The organism is Geomonas subterranea (genome assembly GCF_019063845.1).
GTDB classification, from domain to species: domain Bacteria; phylum Desulfobacterota; class Desulfuromonadia; order Geobacterales; family Geobacteraceae; genus Geomonas; species Geomonas subterranea.
Window position 1 is genome coordinate 3,967,029 of record NZ_CP077683.1, and the last position, 17,058, is coordinate 3,984,086.

At 62.2% G+C, this 17,058-nt stretch carries 19 protein-coding genes; 6 read left to right on the forward strand and 13 right to left on the reverse strand.

From position 1 onward, the window contains the following. Window positions 1-16 precede the first annotated feature (16 nt). Window positions 17-1,003 (forward strand): DMT family transporter, encoded by a 987-nt coding sequence (locus KP001_RS17260; RefSeq protein ID WP_217286805.1) that lies wholly within the window; start codon window positions 17-19, stop codon window positions 1,001-1,003. Then, complete coding sequence (locus tag KP001_RS17265) at window positions 1,000-1,287, forward strand: hypothetical protein (RefSeq protein WP_217286806.1); 288 nt, start codon at window positions 1,000-1,002, stop codon at window positions 1,285-1,287. Before KP001_RS17260 ends, KP001_RS17265 begins: the two co-directional genes overlap by 4 nt. Before the next feature lie 2 nt (window positions 1,288-1,289). On the opposite strand, the gene KP001_RS17270 is transcribed toward KP001_RS17265, so the two are convergent. The 5 genes from KP001_RS17270 to KP001_RS17290 are packed head-to-tail and all read right to left on the reverse strand — an operon-like array spanning window position 1,290 to window position 6,531. Then, window positions 1,290-2,360, reverse strand: coding sequence for a protein-glutamate methylesterase/protein-glutamine glutaminase (locus KP001_RS17270; RefSeq protein ID WP_217286807.1), 1,071 nt, complete (start codon window positions 2,358-2,360; stop codon window positions 1,290-1,292). Beyond that, the gene (locus KP001_RS17275) at window positions 2,357-3,268 is read right to left on the reverse strand and encodes an HDOD domain-containing protein (RefSeq protein WP_217286808.1); all 912 of its coding nucleotides are present in this window, start codon (window positions 3,266-3,268) and stop codon (window positions 2,357-2,359) included. The genes KP001_RS17270 and KP001_RS17275 overlap by 4 nt, the downstream gene beginning before the upstream one ends. Window positions 3,269-3,278: 10 nt before the next feature. Next, entirely contained in the window at window positions 3,279-4,151 is an 873-nt protein-coding gene (locus KP001_RS17280; RefSeq protein WP_217286809.1) for a CheR family methyltransferase, read from the reverse strand. A 10-nt stretch (window positions 4,152-4,161) separates the two neighbouring features. Beyond that, window positions 4,162-5,991, reverse strand: a complete 1,830-nt coding sequence (locus KP001_RS17285; protein WP_217286810.1) for a chemotaxis protein CheA — start codon at window positions 5,989-5,991, stop codon at window positions 4,162-4,164. Between the two features lie 42 nt (window positions 5,992-6,033). Next, window positions 6,034-6,531, reverse strand: a complete 498-nt coding sequence (locus tag KP001_RS17290) for a chemotaxis protein CheW (RefSeq protein ID WP_217286811.1) — start codon at window positions 6,529-6,531, stop codon at window positions 6,034-6,036. Window positions 6,532-6,847: 316 nt separating this feature from the next. Here KP001_RS17290 and KP001_RS17295 point away from each other — a divergent pair, with 316 nt between their 5' ends. Further along, on the forward strand, window positions 6,848-8,254 hold the full coding sequence (locus KP001_RS17295; RefSeq protein ID WP_217286812.1) for a sigma-54-dependent transcriptional regulator: 1,407 nt from the start codon (window positions 6,848-6,850) through the stop codon (window positions 8,252-8,254). 11 nt (window positions 8,255-8,265) lie between these two features. Continuing rightward, a complete protein-coding gene (locus KP001_RS17300) occupies window positions 8,266-9,054 on the forward strand; it encodes a lytic transglycosylase domain-containing protein (RefSeq protein ID WP_217286813.1) in 789 nt (262 codons plus the stop codon). Between the two features lie 190 nt (window positions 9,055-9,244). On the opposite strand, the gene KP001_RS17305 is transcribed toward KP001_RS17300, so the two are convergent. The 3 genes from KP001_RS17305 to KP001_RS17315 all read right to left on the reverse strand — a co-directional run bounded on the left by KP001_RS17305 (window position 9,245) and on the right by KP001_RS17315 (window position 11,342). After that, window positions 9,245-9,742 carry a ferritin-like domain-containing protein gene (locus KP001_RS17305; protein ID WP_217286814.1) on the reverse strand — a complete coding sequence of 166 codons (498 nt, stop codon included), beginning with the start codon at window positions 9,740-9,742 and terminating at the stop codon, window positions 9,245-9,247. 97 nt (window positions 9,743-9,839) lie between these two features. Then, entirely contained in the window at window positions 9,840-10,628 is a 789-nt protein-coding gene (locus KP001_RS17310) for a TatD family hydrolase (protein WP_217286815.1), read from the reverse strand. 3 nt (window positions 10,629-10,631) lie between these two features. Further along, window positions 10,632-11,342, reverse strand: coding sequence for a PilZ domain-containing protein (locus KP001_RS17315; protein WP_217286816.1), 711 nt, complete (start codon window positions 11,340-11,342; stop codon window positions 10,632-10,634). 129 nt (window positions 11,343-11,471) lie between these two features. On the opposite strand from KP001_RS17315, the gene KP001_RS17320 reads away from it, so the two are divergent. Further along, window positions 11,472-13,055, forward strand: coding sequence for a peptide chain release factor 3 (locus tag KP001_RS17320; RefSeq protein WP_217286817.1), 1,584 nt, complete (start codon window positions 11,472-11,474; stop codon window positions 13,053-13,055). Between the two features lie 74 nt (window positions 13,056-13,129). Beyond that, on the forward strand, window positions 13,130-14,017 hold the full coding sequence (locus tag KP001_RS17325) for an EamA family transporter (RefSeq protein ID WP_217286818.1): 888 nt from the start codon (window positions 13,130-13,132) through the stop codon (window positions 14,015-14,017). A 128-nt stretch (window positions 14,018-14,145) separates the two neighbouring features. Here KP001_RS17325 and KP001_RS17330 read toward each other — a convergent pair whose 3' ends face one another. The 5 genes from KP001_RS17330 to KP001_RS17350 all read right to left on the reverse strand — a co-directional run bounded on the left by KP001_RS17330 (window position 14,146) and on the right by KP001_RS17350 (window position 16,943). Beyond that, a complete protein-coding gene (locus tag KP001_RS17330; RefSeq protein ID WP_302466953.1) occupies window positions 14,146-14,898 on the reverse strand; it encodes a phosphatase in 753 nt (250 codons plus the stop codon). 345 nt (window positions 14,899-15,243) lie between these two features. Then, window positions 15,244-15,519 (reverse strand): ATP synthase F0 subunit C, encoded by a 276-nt coding sequence (atpE, locus tag KP001_RS17335; protein ID WP_199391134.1) that lies wholly within the window; start codon window positions 15,517-15,519, stop codon window positions 15,244-15,246. Between the two features lie 128 nt (window positions 15,520-15,647). Continuing rightward, a complete protein-coding gene (atpB, locus tag KP001_RS17340; protein ID WP_217286819.1) occupies window positions 15,648-16,337 on the reverse strand; it encodes a F0F1 ATP synthase subunit A in 690 nt (229 codons plus the stop codon). 5 nt (window positions 16,338-16,342) lie between these two features. Next, on the reverse strand, window positions 16,343-16,729 hold the full coding sequence (locus KP001_RS17345) for an ATP synthase subunit I (protein ID WP_217286820.1): 387 nt from the start codon (window positions 16,727-16,729) through the stop codon (window positions 16,343-16,345). Next, entirely contained in the window at window positions 16,701-16,943 is a 243-nt protein-coding gene (locus KP001_RS17350; protein ID WP_216508834.1) for an AtpZ/AtpI family protein, read from the reverse strand. The genes KP001_RS17345 and KP001_RS17350 overlap by 29 nt, the downstream gene beginning before the upstream one ends. Between the last annotated feature and the right edge of the window lie 115 nt (window positions 16,944-17,058).

The following is a 17,058-nucleotide window of genomic DNA, read 5'->3' on the forward strand; positions in this document are numbered from 1 at the left end:
GCGGGGTGCCTTTAGCATGAGCGGTAACTTGAAACCGGTATATCTGAAGCTGGTACTGACCACCTTTTTCTGGGGTGGCACCTTCGTGGCGGCGCGTCTGGCGGTAAAAGAGGCGCCGCCTTTCTTCGCGGCCGCCACCCGCTTCGCGGTCGCGGCCGCCTGCCTGATCGCCCTCACCGCCTGGTACGCGCGCAGGGAGAAGAAACCGTTCCCGGCACCAAGGAGCGTGCGGGAATCGGGCCTGCTCCTCAGTCTCGGCCTGACCGGCATCTTCTGTTACAACGCCCTCTTTTTCACCGGGTTGAAACTCACCACAGCCACAAGCGGCGCCCTCATCGTCGCCATCAACCCTCTCCTCACCGCTGTCATCTCGGCGCTGTGGCTGCGGGAGCGGGTCAGCCTGACCCAGGGGATGGGGCTTATGGTCTCGCTCCTCGGTGTCTGCGTGGTCATCTCGAAGGGGTCCTGGGCCGTCCTCGCCGGCTTCGCCTTCAACAAGGGTGACCTCATCATGCTGGGGGCGCCGCTTTGCTGGGCGCTCTATTCCATCCTGGGCAAAAAGGCCCTGGCGACCTTCACGCCTCTGGCGGCCACCGCCTACGCCTCGCTCTTCGGGGCGGCGCTCCTTCTTCCGGCGGCACTGGTGGAGCACGCGGCGCTGGGCGGCCCCTGGCCTTCCTTCAGCTGGGTGGGGTGGCTCGCCATCCTGCAACTGGCCCTGCTGGGAACGGTGGTCGGGTTCGTCTGGTGGTACCAGGGCGTGGGGAGGATCGGCGCCTCGCGGGCCGCGGTGTTCGTGAACCTGGTCCCGTTCTTCGGGGCATTGCAGGCAGCGCTTGTTTTGGGCGAACGGGTGGTACTGCCTCAGCTCTGTGGAGGGTTGCTGGTGGTAGCCGGGGTCTACTGGGGGAGTCGCGTCAACGGTGAAAAACAGCAGGTGGCGATTCAGCAGTCGCGGGAGCGCGGCGTGCCTGGCGAGGGAAGGGGTAAAGCGGGGATATGAAAAGGACGTTGCGAACCGTTGCGCTCATGTGGGACGCGCTGCTTCCAGCGCGTGGCGGCATACCGGAGCCCGTCGAGCCGGGCGTGCTGCGCCGTTGCGATCCGGCCGATATACGGGGTGGAATGGGTCGTTACCTGGACGCCTCGGGGGAACTGCGGCTCCTCGTCCCGGACTGCCGGGGGCTCGCGGCCCCCTTCGTGCTGTTCCGGTTGAAGAGGGAGGGGTTCTCGCGCTGCAGCGTCAGGGTGGTCGAGGACGGACTCCTGATCCAGGCGCGTCGCTAGTCTCAGCCGATCTTCCCGATCTCGAAACCTATCTGGTCCAGCGGGAGCACCACGTCGGCCACCTTCCCGTCGATACAGGCGCGCGGCATCCCGTAAATGGTGGAGGTCGCCTCGTTCTGCACCAGGGTCAGCCCGCCTTTTTCCTTCAGATGTTTCATCCCCTTGAACCCGTCGTTCCCCATCCCGGTGAGGATCACGCCGAGCATGGCACCGTTGCTGGCATCGGCCATGGAGGTGATCATCTGGTCCACCGAAGGGATGTAGATGTACTGGGGGAATTCGCTGGTGGGGGAGGTCTTCACCACGATGTTGCTTCCCTGCCTGACCAGGCTGGTGTGCATCCCGCCGGGGGCGATCAGCACCTGCCCCCCCTTGACGATGTCGCCGTCGACCGCTTCCCTGATGGAAAGCGAGCATTTGGCGTTGAGCCGCTCGGCGTAGGGGCCGGTGAAGGCCTTGGGCATGTGGATGGCCACCACGATCCCGTGGGGGAAATTGACGGGGATGCGGGAGATGACCTCCTGGAGCGCGACCGGCCCCCCGGTGGAGGCGCCGATGCCGACGTAGCCGACGCGGCGGTTGGCAAACTGGGATGGGCGCACCTGTGCCGGAGGTGCGACGCGGGGTACGATCCCCATGCCGGCGCGTCGCGGAACGGCCGAAACGGCGGCCTCGCGCACCTTCTCGAGGAGAGCCTGCTGGAACATCGCCTGGGCGTCCTTGCAGTCGCTGACGTTCTTGGGAACGTAGTCGATGGCGCCGGCGTCGAGCGCCTCGAAGGTGGCGCGGGCCCCCTCGCAGGTGAGCGTGGAGACCATGAGCACCCGGGTGGGCTGCTTGGCCATGATCTGCTTCAGCGCGGCGATGCCGTCCATGCGGGGCATCTCCACGTCCATGGTGATCAGGTCCGGCTTCAGCGCCAGGGCCTTTTCCACCCCTTCCATGCCGTCGGCCGCGATGCCGACGATCTCAACGCCGGGGGCCTTGGTGAGGATGCCGCGGATCGCCATCCTCATGAAGGAGGAGTCGTCGACGATCAGGACCTTCAGTTTGCTCGAGGTTGCGGGGATCATGACGTTTCTTTGGCTCCTATGCCCTGGAATATAGATTTGACCATGTCCTGGATCTCGGGGACGCGGTCGTCCAGCTCGTAGCAGAAGCGCTCCACGTCGAGGTCGGCGAGGTTGGGCGCGTAGGACTTCAGGATGGCCCAGGCCTTCTCCTCGGCGAGGTTGAAGGTGACCCAGGAGCTCCCGCCGTAGTCGAGCTGGCGCACGGAGCAGAAAAGGTCGGCCAGGTTGACGATGGCGCAGAGCGTCGGGTCGAGGACCGCCTGCTCCGGGTCGTGGTGCAGCCCGATCACCTCGCAGTAGTCGGCCGGGAAGTTCCACTTGCGGGCGATGCACAGGCCGATCTCGCTGTGGGAGGTCCCGAGGTACTCGGCCTCCTTTTCAACCAGCCGGAAGGGCTGCCCCTTCACCGAGTCGAGCAGGGCGCGGAAGGTGTCCTGGCGGTAGTAGGAGAGGAACACCTCGCCGATGTCGTGCACGATCCCCACCAGGTAGGCCTTTTCCGTGTCCGGGTAGCGCACCCGCTGCGCGATGATCTTGGAGACCACGCCCACGCCGAAGGAGTGCTCCCAGAACGTCCTGACGTCGAAGATGCCGTCCCGCCCCTCGAAGACGTCGACGAAGGAGCAGGTGAAGGCCAGCTCGCGGATGTGACGGAAGCCCAGGTAGATCAGGGCCCTCTTCACGGACTTTATCTCGTTGGCCGGCTTGTACAGCGGCGAGTTGACCATCTTGATGACCCGGGCCGCCAGAACCTGGTCCGCCAGGATCATGTCGGCGACCTCGTCCAGTTCGACGCCGGGGCGGTCCAGAAGCTCGATCACCCGGGTGGCCACGTGCGGGATGGTGGGGAGGTCAACGAAGCTCTCGACCATCTCCTGGGCAGTCTGCATCATGGCTGCTTTTTCCATTGCCTCATCCTCACTTGTTGTAGGTGAACCCGCCGGGGAAGTGTACGGTCTTGAATTTGTCGTTCACCCCGTGCAGCGACTCGGACTGCCCCACGAAGAAGTAGCCATATGGCTGCAGGTTGTTGTAGAAGTGCTGTACCACCTTGCTCTTCGAGGAAGTGTCGAAGTAGATCAGCACGTTGGCGCAGAAGATGAAATCGAAGCTCTTCATGAAGAGCATCTTGTTGTCGTCGTAGAGGTTCAGCTGGCTGAAGGTGGCCAGCTTCTTGACCTCGGGGGAGAGCACGAACCGCCCCGGGCTTTCCTCCTTGAAGTACTTCTTCAGGTAGTAATCCGGCGTGTTGCGCACCGAGTAGCTGTTGTAGACCCCCTCGCGCGCCTGGGCCAGCACGGTCTCGTTGATGTCGGTCCCCACGATCTCAATGATCCAGTCCTTGAGCAGCGTGGCGCGCTTCTCGAGGAGGATCATGGCCATGGTGTAGGCCTCCTCCCCCGAGGAAGAGCCGGCGCTCCAGATGCGGAGCTTCTTGAAGCCGATCTTCCCCTTGGTGCCGATGATCTCGGGGAGGAACTTGTTCTCCAGCGCGTTCAACTGGGGCATGTTCCTGAAGAAGCAGGTCTCGTTGGTGGTGATCTCGTCGAGAAGCTTGGTGAGCTCGTTCCTGCCGGTGGCCGGGCTGCGCACGAACTGGTAGTAGTCCGCATGGGTCTTGCAGCCGGTCCCCTCCATCCTGCGCGCGAGCCTGCTTTCCAGGAAGTACTTCTTGCTGCTGTGGAAGTAGATACCGCAGACGTTGTATATGTAGTCCCGAAGCTGCTCGAAATCCTTGTCGGAAATCTTCGGGGCGCTTTTAGCGTCAAATGGTTTCATGTCAAATGCCATTATCGCCCCCTCAGGCTGCTCCACCGACCAGTCCGATCGGATCCACGATTAGTGCCACCCTGCCGTCTCCCATGATGGTCGAACCGCCGATCCCGGGGAGGTTGGCGAGGAACTTGCCCAGCGATTTGATGGCAACCTCCTGTTGCCCAAGGAGCCTGGTCACGATCAGGCCGATCCTCTTCTCGGCGACCCCCACGATGACCACATAGCAGGTGTCCCGGTCGGTGTAGGCCTCCTGGCAGCCGAAGGTCCGCTGCAGCCGCAAAAGCGGCAGCACCGAGTCCCGCAGCTTCAGCACCTCCTGTCCGCCGATCATGTGGAACTCCTTCTTGCTGACGCGCATGGTCTCGATGACCGACGCCAGCGGGATGGAGTACACCTCCTTCTCGACCTCAACCAGCAGGGACTGGATGATGGCCAGGGTGAGCGGCAGCTTCAGGATGAACTCGCTGCCGTGCCCCAACTCGTTCTTGATCTCGATGATGCCGTTCAGCTTCCGGATGTTGGTGCGCACCACGTCCATGCCGACACCGCGCCCGGAGAGGTCCGTGGTCTGCTCTTTGGTGGAGAAGCCGGGAAGGAAGATCAGGTCGAGGATCTCGCGCGTCCCCATGGCCGCGACCTGCTCGTCGGTGACGAGCCCCTTGTCGAGCGCCTTCCTGGCGATCCGGTCCGGGTCGATCCCCCGGCCGTCGTCCTTGATGCTGATGACGATCTGGTTCCCCTCGTGGGCGGCGGAGAGGACCACGGTGCCGGTCCGGTCCTTGCCGGCGGCAAGGCGCTGGTCAGGGGTCTCCAGGCCGTGGTCGAGGGCGTTCCTGATCAGGTGGATCAAGGGGTCGCCGATCTCGTCCACGACGGAGCGGTCCAGTTCGGTCTCCTCTCCGTAGATGACCAGGTCGACTTCCTTCCCCAGGTCGCGCGCCAGGTTCCTGACGATGCGGGGGAACTTCTTGAAGACCTTCTCCACCGGGAGCATGCGCATCTTGAGGACCTGCATCTGCAGTTCAGAGGTGACGAAGTTGAGCCTCTTGGAGAGCTTGCCGAAATCGTCGCCGAACTCGGCGGGGTTCAGCCCGGTCTGGTAGTCGCTGTGCAGCTGGATCATGCGGTTACGCTCCAGCACCAGCTCGCCCACCTGGTTCATCAGGTCGTCCAGGCGCTTCACGTCCACCCTGACCGTCGAGTTGTCGGCGAGATCCTCGCCCCCTCCCTTGGCGGGAGCCTTCTGGGGCTCCTTGACCGGCTGGGGCTTGGGCTGCGGCGCCGGCGCCACCTGCCGGGAGGGTGCCGGCTCGGCTTTCGCCTGCGCCTCGGGCTCCTGCGGGGGGGCTGACGCCTCGGCGGCGGGGGCGGTCGCGGCGGGTTCAGCGGGCGTTGCCGCCGGGGCTCCCTTCTTCTCTTCCTTGGGGGCGAAGACCGGGGCGAGCACGGTCGCCTCCACGGCGTTCTCGGAGAGGAAGGGGATCAGCTTGGCGATGGTACCCTCCAGGTCCCGCTCGACGATCTCGCCCCCCTTGATGTCGGCCACCAGGGTCTTCACCAGGTCGACCGCCTCCAGGATCACGTCCATGATCTCGGAGGTGAGCGTCAGCTCCACCTTCCGCAGGCGGTTCAGAACGTCCTCGGTCTTGTGCGTGACCTTGACCAGCATGTCGAACCCAAGGAAGCTCGAGGCCCCCTTGACCGTATGGATGGACCGGAAGATCCGGTTCATGAGGTCGGCGTCTTCCGGGCTCTTCTCCAGGGAGATCAGGTCGTCGTCAAGTTTTTCGAGGAGTTCGGTGGTCTCGGCGAGAAAGCCGTCCAATAACTCCTGATCTTCGCAGTCTATGGCCATTTTATGCTCCGGGAAGGGGGATCCTTTCCCCCAGGTGGTGCCTTACGCTACGTTGCTGAACAGCCTTCTTTCGTCGGCGGAGAACATCTTCTCCAGGTCGAGCAGCACCAAAAGCCGCTCCGCCTGGTTGATGACTCCCGCCATGCACTCCTGCTCGATGCCGCTGGAGACCACCGGGGGAGGCGGCTGGATCTCCTTGCCGGAGATGCGGATCACCTCGGACACCTCGTCGACGATGAACCCCATCAGTTCGCCCACCACCTCCATCACCATGATGCGGGTGCGCTTGTCGTACTCCGCGTCCATGAGGTCGAACTTCTTGCGCAGGTTGATGATGGGGATGACCTTGCCGCGCAGGTTGATCACCCCCTCCACATAGTGGGGGGTGTTGGGCACGCGCGTGATGTTGAGCATCCGGATGATCTCGCGCACCATCAGGACGTTGATGCCATACTCTTCTTTTTCCAGGTTGAAGCTTACCAACTGGATCAGCTCCCCCCCGTACTCTTCGCTCTTGACCTTGGTGAGTGCGGTCTCCATGGACCCTCCCTCTGCGGTGAAATGGACGGGGTGTGGGGCACCCGCCCTATTGTCCCCTAATCGGCCAGCCGGGACAAAGGTTGAATATTTTTTTCCTCTAACGCAAAACGAAGGCCAGCTCCGCGAAGCGGCGGCCCGTGCGGTTGGAGCCGCCGCGCCGGAGTCGGTATCCGGCCAACGGGCAGAAAATTGACTGGTGGGAAATCATCGCAAGTCATTTAATTGACATTGCCGAAAGAACTCGCTATAGTTTCGGACGTTGACCGTTTTTGTATCGGCTTGATTCGCAGCAACTTTAACCGAAATCGGGGAAACGATGGAAACGCCGAAAATACTGATCGCAGACGATGACAAGAAGACACGGGACTTCGTGGCCGCCTTCCTGAGCTACAAGGGGTACCAGGTCTACCAGGCCTTCGACGGGCAGGACGCCCTGCAGAAGATCGAGATGCACGACGTGCAGATGGTCATCACCGATATCATGATGCCGCGGGTGAACGGTCTGGAGTTCATCCGGCAGCTTAAATCGCTCCGCCCGGAGATAGTCACCATAGCCTACAGCGCCTTCGCCAATAACGAGATGACCGCCAATCTCCTGAAGGCGGGGGCGTTCTTCTATCTGGAGAAGCCCTTCAACCTCGAGGAACTGGAAACCCACGTCAAGCGCGGCCTGGAGCACCAGGCGCTGCAGAGCAAGAGCTTCCGGTCCAAGCCTTGCATAAAGAACAGGGCGCTTTTGAACAACATCATCGGGGAAAGCGAAAAGATGCTTTCGCTCTTCGAGATGATCGAGAAGGTGGCCACCTCCGACTCCACCGTGCTGATCCAGGGTGAGTCGGGGACCGGCAAGGAACTGGTGGCCCGCGCCATCCACGACCTCTCCAACCGCTCCGACAAGAATTTCGTGGCGCTCAACTGTGCGGCTATTCCCGACGAGCTCCTGGAGAGCGAGCTGTTCGGGCACGTCAAGGGCTCCTTCACCGGCGCCGTCGCGACCCGCGTCGGCCGCTTCGAGATGGCCGACAAGGGGACCCTGTTCCTGGACGAGATCGGGGACATGAAGGCGAACCTGCAGGTGAAGCTCTTGCGCGTGCTGCAGAGCAGGGAACTGGAACCGGTCGGTTCGACACGTTCCAAGAAGGTCGATGTCAGGATCATCGCGGCCACCAACCAGAACCTGGACCACATGGTCGCCTCCAAGGAGTTCCGCGAGGACCTGTACTACCGGCTTTCCGTGATCCCGATCATGCTTCCCCCCCTACGCGAGCGCGGCGCGGACATCCCGCTGCTTTTGAACAGCTTCCTGGAGAAGTTCAACCGGAGCAAGCAGCGCAAGGTTCAAGGTTTTGACAAGCAGGCGCTGGAGATCCTCGGGAGCTACGACTGGCCCGGCAACGTGCGCGAGCTGGAGAACCTGGTGGAGCGCCTGGTGATCATCAAGGGGACCGGGGTGATCAACATCCACGACCTCCCCGAGAAGTACCGCGGCGGCCGCAGCACCCCGGTGGTGCACGGCGAGCACATGATCACCCTTCCCGATGACGGCTTCTGCCTGAACAGCGCCGTCGAGGAATTCGAGAACCGGCTGATCATGCAGGCCCTGGAGAAGAGCGGCGGCAACAAGAAGGAGGCTGCCGAGCTCCTGAACCTGAAGCGGACCACGCTGATCGAGAAATTGAAGAAGAAGAAACTTGTTTACGGGGAGACCACGCTTTCCCCGTAAGAGGGGAGCCTATGTCGATCAATCCGATAAACACGGCGCCGGCGGGCGTCGAAGGGGCCAGGAAGCCGGCCCCCGCCTCCGGTTCGCCGGCAGTACCCTTCCGGGACATGCTGGACCAAAGCGGTGCCGGCGCCGAAGTGACGCCGCAGGCCGCGGCCGAGGCGCTGCGGCTGAAGATGCTCAGTTCCGCACTCGCCATCGGTGGTGACGCCGCCGCGTCGTCCCCCTCCACCACCCCCAACGTCAACGTGCAGGGATTGTTGAACCGGTTTCTGGAGCAGCTTCCTGCCGGCGGCAGCGCCGTAGCCGAGACCCGGGAAGCCGCGGCCGATCAGGGGCCCGAGGCGGCTTTCCAGGCGCAGCAGGCCCATTTCACTGCCGGCGAACTCCCCGCGGTACCGGGGCTGTCGGGTGACAGCTCCACCGATGCCATCATCCAGCGGGCCAGTCAGCGCTACGGTGTCGACAGCGGACTGATCCGCGCCGTCATCAAGGCCGAGAGCGACTTCAATCCCCGTGCGGTGAGTTCAGCCGGAGCCCGGGGGCTGATGCAGTTGATGCCCGCGACCGCGCGGGGGCTCGGCGTCACCGATTCCTTCGATCCCGAGCAGAACATCATGGCCGGCACCAGGTTCTTGAAGGACATGTTGCGGCGCTACAACGGCAACGTCGACGAAGCCCTCGCCGCCTACAACTGGGGCCCCGGCAACGTCGACCGTCACGGCACCGACACCCTCCCCCGCGAAACCCGGAGCTATCTGGCCAAGGTAAAAGGGTACTACGCCCAGTACCTGGCTTAGAGACAGGGGTCGAGTAAAAACAAAAGCCTCCGCACCAAAAGGTGCGGAGGCTTTTCACATTGTGGTTCTCCGCGTTACCCCGTCCACCGGGTCCACCAGGTCCACTTCTGTCCACCGGGTCCACAGAAAGCCGCTCCCTCGGCCGCCGTAGCTGCCGTGTTGGCCGGCGCCCTTCGGGCGCCTTACCCGACTACTCCCTCACATAGATGTTCTGATCCGAACTGTGCACCATGGTCATGACGCGCATGTACTCGTCCTCGATCATGTCATAGTGCCCCTGGGTTTCCCTGATCACCGTCTCGAACACGCGACGTACCAGCGGATCGACCACATCCTTCACCAGGATGGTGTAGAAGTCGATGCAGGCCTTCTCCTCCTTCAGCGCGATCTCAAGCGCCTTCTGCTCGTGGCTCTCGGCGGCGATGGCCTGCTCCAGCGCGAGATGGGTGGCGGACTGCTTGTCAGGGGGTGAGGCGAGGTAGCTGTCGATGTCCCCCAGGTCCCCCCCGCGGTAGTGGTCGAAGAAGGCGCGCAGGTGCCCCGCCTCTTCGTTGGCCAGCAGGGCGAACACCTTCTTAGATCTCTCGTCCTTGCTCACTGACCCCGCCCGATGGTAGAAGTCCATGCTTTCCTTCTCGGTCTTGATGGCCAGCTTCAATGCTTCCTGCAGAGTATATTCCTTGAACATGGCTGCACCTCCGTAACGGTTCAATGGGAATTGCCTGGCAAAGAGTATATCGAAGCCGGGTAGGAGGTCAAATTACTGAAATGGCAATGAAAACAGTCTAATGCGCAGGTCGGGCGGCCAGGGAGGGGGCGAGTTTCAAGAGGCGGACGGTATTGTCGAAGGCATGGCGGCCAAGATCCTCGAGCGGGATGCCCCTGATCTCGGCCACACGCCGTGCCGTGGCGATTAGGTGGGCGGGCACGTTGATGTCGCCGCGAAACGGTTCCGGCGCCAGGTCCGGCGCGTCGGTCTCCAATAGCATCCGCTCCAGCGGAACCTCCCTGGCGACCTCCACCGGGCGTCGGGCGTTGGCGTAGGTGACGGTTCCGGAGAGGGAGATGTGCAGCCCGAGCTTCAGGCAGGCGTGTGCCGTCTCGATACTCCCCGAAAACGCGTGCATCACCCCCCCGGTGCCCTCCACCCCGGACCCGCGCAGGATGGCGAGCAGGTCCTCGAACGCCTTCCGGCAATGAAGCAGTACCGGCAGTCCCGCCTCCACCGCGACCTGCAGTTGCGCCGCGAAGGCGAGCCGTTGCGCCTGCCGGGAAGGGGAGGGGAGGAGGTAGTCGAGCCCGATCTCGCCTATGGCGCAGGCCGATGCCGCTTTACGTCGCAACTCGGAGAGTGTCGAAGGGGTGACGATATCGGCGTGCATGGGGTGGACGCCGTAGGCGGGGAAGATGCGGGGGTGACTGGCGGAGAGTGAGTGGATGGCTTGCCACCCGGAAGGGTGCACGCCCGGGACCAGGAAGGCTGCGATACCGGCCCCCTCAGCCTCCTGGAGGAGCGTGCCCAGGCGGGGGAGCAGCTGCGGGTCATCCAGGTGACAGTGGCTGTCAAAAAGCATGGCCTAGAGGGTTACGCCGGGGTGGTCCTTGAGTTCCTTGATGATCTCCACCTGGCGCTGGAAGATGTACTGGGAAATGATGAGTTCCGCCGCGCGCGACGGTTCGATTTCGAAGACCATGCGGAAGGTGTCGCCGGTGTGGATCACCTTGAGCAGGGAAGCCGCGACCGTGATCGATCCGGAGGGGAGGGCTATGGTGAGTTCACCCGCCTGGCTGAGCGGCAGATTCGGCTCCCTGGCGACGTTGATGGACATTCCCGTAAGCGACATGTCGTGCAGGCGGCCGTGCAGCGCGTCCAGCTCCGGCGCGGCGAAGGAGGCGTCGATGGCTGAACCGAGCTGGACCCTCACGGACATGCGGCGGTCGGCGCGCACCAGGGCGTAGCTCAGATTGGAGACCACCACCCGCGATTTCTCCACGTTCACGTAGGTCACCGCCGCAGCGACGTCCCGGTGAAAGTGGCTGCTTTTCAGGACCGTCAGCTTTTCATGCGCGATCACCACGGCCTGAATCTGGTTCACCGCCAGTTCCGCATCATGTTCCTCTACCGTGAGGACCTCGGCGCCGTAGCTCACCGGCACCTCGCGGTAGAAGTTGAGCAGCCTCAGGTCGTTTTTCAGCTTCCCAGCCTTGATCGCGGACAGGGTGGCGATGATCTCCGCCTGGTCCTGAGCTTCACTGGCGAGATGGAGCCGCTGGTAGATGTCGTTCATGAAGGTTCCACCGGAAAAAAATTATTGCCCTTTAGGCGGTTGCTGTGCAATTATGCTTTGCTGTGATGGTCCGGCGAAGATACCCTCTTCGCCTTTCTTTTGTCCAGAGAATTTTAACGGGAGTTCCAGTTGATGCGGCACAACGAGCAAGAAATAGAGAAGCGGCGCACCTTCGCCATCATCAGTCACCCTGACGCCGGTAAGACGACCATAACCGAGAAGCTGCTGCTCTTCGGCGGCGCCATCCAGCAGGCGGGAGAGGTCAGGGCCCGCAAGTCGGCGCGCCATGCCACCAGCGATTGGATGGAGATGGAGAAGCAGCGCGGCATTTCCGTAACCTCCTCGGTGATGAAATTCACCTACCGCGATTTCGAGATCAACCTCCTGGACACCCCCGGTCATAATGACTTTTCGGAAGATACCTACAGAACCTTAACCGCCGTTGACTCCGTCCTCATGGTCATCGATTCGGTGAAGGGTGTCGAGAGCCAGACCAAGAAGCTCCTCGAGGTCTGCCGGCTGCGCCACACGCCGATCATGACCTTCATCAACAAGCTGGACCGCGAGGGGCGTGAGCCGCTCGACCTGCTCGATGATATCGAAAGCACCCTCAATATCCAGTGCGCACCCATGACCTGGCCCATCGGCATGGGGAAGCGTTTCCGCGGCACCTACCACCTCTACACCAAGGAAATCACCTTCTACGACCCGGAGGCCGACCGCGGGGTAGGGCAGGTCGTGACGGTCAAGGGTCTTGACGACCCACTCCTGGACGAGCTTCTCGGGAGCCAGGTGGAGGAACTGCGTAACGACGTTGAGCTCCTGGAAGGGGCGGCGCATCCCTTCGATGCCGAGGCCTACCTGGCCGGCAGGCAGACCCCCGTCTTCTTCGGTTCCGCCATCAACACCTTCGGGGTGCAGCAGCTCCTGGATTCCTTCGTCGAGAACGCACCATCCCCGCTGCCGCGCGAGGCGACCACCCGCACCGTCGACCCGTACGAGGAGCCCTTCACCGGCTTCACCTTCAAGATCCAGGCGAACATGGACCCGGCGCACCGGGACCGCATCGCCTTCTTCAGGATCTGCTCGGGCAAGTTCGTGCGCGGCATGAAAGTGAAGCACCTGAGGTTGGGGCGCGAGGTGCAGATCTCCAACGCCACCATCTTCATGGCCCAGGACCGCACCAACGTGGATGAGGCCTATGCCGGGGACATCATCGGTATCCACAACCATGGCACCATCAAGATCGGCGACACCTTCACCCAGGGTGAGGAACTTAAATACACCGGCATCCCCAACTTCGCTCCCGAGCATTTCAGGAAGGTGCGCATCCTCAACCCGCTCAAGTCGAAGTCGCTCGAGAAGGGTTTGGTGCAGCTCGCCGAGGAGGGGACGACCCAGGTGTTCCGTCCGCTCATGGGGGCCGACTGGATCGTCGGTGCGGTGGGTATGCTGCAGTTCGACGTGGTCATGCACCGCCTCGAGCACGAGTACGGCGTGAAGGCGGCCTACGAGCCGGTTTCCTACGTCACCGCGCGCTGGGTTACCGGTGACCGAAAAAGACTGGACGAGTTCCAGAAGAAAGAGGCGATGAACCTTTACCTGGACGGTGAAGGGAACCTGGCCTACCTTGCCGGGAGCCAGTGGCGTCTCGACAACACCATGGACAACTGGAAGGACCTCAGCTTCCACGCCACCCGCGAACACAGCTGAGGCAGGCATCGGTCGGCGTCCCACCAGTTTCACCAGTCCGACCAGTCCAACTGAATCAACGAGAAAAGCCGACCATGAATACTGCACCCAAATCCGCCGCAGGCGGCGCCCTCCTCGTCCTTGCCGCCGCCACCCTTTGGGGGACCTCCGGCACCGCCCAGGCCCTCTCGCCTGCCGGCGTCACCCCCTGGAGCGTCGGTGCATTTCGCCTCATCGTGGGAGGCGCGGCTCTCATGGTCCTTGCCTTATTCAAGGGGGGGCTCGGCAAGGGGCGCTGGCCCTTCTGGGGCACCCTGGCGGCGGGCGGCTTCGTCGCCCTCTATCAACTTACCTTTTTCACAGCGGTCCACAGGACCGGCGTTGCCGTCGGCACGCTGGTCGCCATCGGCAGTTCCCCCGTGATCGCCGGGATTCTCGGGTTCATCGTCCGGGGAGAACGCCCGGGGCGTGCCTGGGGGATCGCGACCGTGCTCGCCCTCGCCGGCTGCAGCCTGTTGGTGACCGGTGGCGGTGACATCGCCATCGATGTCGTGGGCATACTGCTGGCTCTTGGTGCAGGCACCTCCTATGCCTGTTACACCATGGCCATCAAGGTGCTTCTTCCCGGGAGGAGCTCCGAAGCGGTCATGGCGGTCGTCTTTTGCCTGGGCGCGTTCCTGCTCCTGCCGGTGCTTTTCCTGACCGACATCACCTGGGTGGCCACTCCCCGCGGGACCATGGTGGTCCTCTACCTCGGCGTCGTGATCACCGCCCTGTCGTACTGGCTCTTCGCCATGGGACTGCGCAGCGTCCCGGTGGCCTCCGCGGTCACCCTTTCGCTGGCCGAGCCGCTCGTCGCCGCCCTGTTGGGGATCCTGTTCCTGGGTGAGCGCCTGACCCCCACCGCAATGGGGGGGATCCCGCTCCTCTTCGCGGGTCTCGCCGTCCTCGCCTACTCCATGTCCGGGAAACGAGCAGTATAAATAAGTAAAGGGGCGCCGTCACCGGCGCCCCTTCGTTTGTTGATCCCGTCTCTAGCGATGTGCAGGGCCTGTAGGGGCGAATAACCATTCGCCCGCCTTTTCCCCGCCTCGTCCGTCCGGCTCCCTTTCTATTCGCTGAACCCCAGGAAATCCAGAAGCCTCTCCCACGAAGCGTTCACCACCTGCCCCTCGGCGATACCAGCCTCAGCGGCTAATTGCAGCGCCTGATCAAAGACCCCGACCCCCTGGCAGATGTGCGCATCGCTCCCGATCATCACGCGTGCCCCGATCCTGGCGCAAAGACGCGCGATCTCGGCGCAGTTCTCGCTGCTCCCCTTGCGGCTAACCGCCGCCAGCGAGGAGTTGTTCAGTTCCAGCGCGGTGTCGGTGGCCAGCGCCCCCATGACGACTTCTTCATAGTGAAGCGGAAAGATGGGGTTCCCCGGATGGGAGATGCATTTCACCAGCGGGTTTTCCATGACCGTCAACAGGGTCCTGGTGTTGCGGTCCCGGTCCTGCCCGCAGATGCCGCAATCCTCGTGGAAGCCTGCCATCACGTAATCGAGGGTCTCCAGGACGTCCTGTTCGAGGTCGAGTCTCCCGGTATGGTCGAGTATGTTCGCCTCGATGCCGCGGAAGATCCTGACTCCGGCGATGGAGGGGGGGACAAAGCGCATGGCGCAGAAGTGGTAGCGGTGCGGACCGCCGGGAAGTCCGGGCCCGTGGTCGGTGATGCCCAGCCCGCGCAGCCCTGCCTGGGCGGCGGCTTGAGCCAGTTCGTTGATGGTGGAATAAGCGTGCCCCGAGGCGAGGGTGTGAGTGTGCATGTCGGCTATGATTTTCATGGCCTGGACTATTTCATAGCGGAAAGTAAATGTCAAGGCAGCCCCGTCACCCCGCTCTCCCTTGTCCTCAGGGACGGGCTTTCCTGTACCCTCTCGCCCTCGTCGTCGCTCTCCCATCCCCTCTCCCTCTGGGAGAGGGTGGCCGCAGGCCGGGTGAGGGAGATGCCACGCAGCTACGGTAGAGTGACAGCCTAGCCCTCACCCCTGCCCCTCTCCCAGGGGGAGAGGGGGGACGGGATGCTAACGGGGAAGTATCAATCTCTTTCTTCCTGCCCTCTATTGGTCTCCGCGACCTCTGTGGTCCTGCGTTTGGCTCCCTTCGCGCATAAAAAAAGGGCGTACCTTGCGGCACGCCCTTTTCGCGTTTCTTGAAGAAACTAATTACTTCGCAACAGCCTTGATAGCGCTCATTGCAACTTCTTTGTACGGGTTAGCGAAGAGGATGATGAGGCAAACGACGAGGGCGTAGATTGCCAGGGACTCGATCATCGCCAGACCGATCATCATGGTGGTGAGGATTTTGCCGGAAGCGCCCGGGTTACGGGAAACGCCTTCAACAGCGCTCTTAACTGCGAGACCCTGGCCGATGCCGGTGCCGAGGGTGCCGAGAGCCATGCCGATGCCTGCTGCGAGTACACACATAGTAAAGAATTCCATTTGTTTCTCCTTTGCTGCGTATTTTTCCTAAATAGTATAGGAATTAAAAGTCAGTTCTAAGTTCAGTGTTCTAAGCTGAGAGGCCCCGGATTCTAACGTAGAACCTGGAACCGCCTCTCAACGGCCTCTTAGTGTGCGTGCTCCAGCGAGCCCTGGATGTAGATCATGGCCAGGAGCATGAACACGAAGGCCTGGATGAAGGAAACCAGCACGCCCATCAGCATCATCGGCAGCGGCACCAGGAAGGGAGCCAGGCCGAAGAAGATGATCAGGACCAGCTCGTGGCCGTTCATGTTACCGAAGAGACGCAGGGTCAGCGAGATGACGCGGCTCAGGTGGCCGATCACTTCGATGAAGAACATCATCGGGGCCAGCCAGGCGATGGGACCCAGGAAGTGCTTGATGTAACCGGCGCCATGCTCCTTCACGCCCACGATGTGGGTGGTGATGAAGACGACGACAGCGCAGGCCGCGGTGGTGTTGATGTTCGCGGTCGGCGGGAAGAAGCCCGGGATCAGGCCGATCAGGTTGGACACCAGGATGAACAGCGCCAGGGTCGCGACCAGCGGGAAGAACGGACGGCCGTGCTCGCCCATGGTCTCCACCAGCATGTTCTCGATGCCCCCCACGATGACTTCCATGAAGTTCTGCGCGCCGGAAGGAACCGCCTGCAGCCTCTTGGTGGCCACGATGGAGAAGAGCACCAGGCCGATCATGATGAGCCAGGTGTAAACGACGGCGTCAGCGCTGGCCTCGGAAAAACCGAGGGGGTGCAGCAACTCACGGAAAAACTGAAGGAATAAAAAGGGATGAACCATTGCAGCTAGCCTCCTTTACGGGTCGACAGATATATCGAAAAAGCGATTATGTTCAGAACAAGGACCGAGAGTCCGATCACCAGGCCGAAGATGTCGGCCTTCAGGACTACGATCAAAAGGTACAAAAAGGCCGCCATGATGGCCAGCCGTAACACGTAGCGCATGATCGCGAAGCGCGATGCGTTGCGCGGCTGCAGCCTGAGTGCCGCTTCCAGCCCGGCCCGGATCCAGAAGAAGTTGGCCAGGGCCAGCAAGCCCCCCACGAACAGCGAAGCGCCGAACCTCGGGGAGAACAGCAGCGCGCCCGCCGCGCCGAGTACGGCGCTCAGCAGCAGGCTCCCCCGGACCAGCCAGGAGAAGATGTTACTCTCGTTTATCCTTGTCTCCGCCATCGCGCAGTTCTTTGCCCGCTAATATGAAGATATTGCGGAAGCCTGCCGCAATGCCGAAGAAGAGGAAAATGAAGAAAAACCACGGGTCTGTCCCGAGCCAGTGGTCCAGTTTCAACCCGACGAACACGCCGATGGCAATCGCCACCGCGAAGGAGATCCCCATGGTGGAGATCATGCCCAGTGTCCTGAGCAGGTTCTTTTTTTCCTCATCCATGACTGTGTGTCCTCTTTCCCGTATACAAATCACGGGTAGAAAACCAAGGCTAAATAGCACGTCCCCGGGGCTAATGTCAATTAATTTCCAAGACACGCCTCAACAAAAATAACGA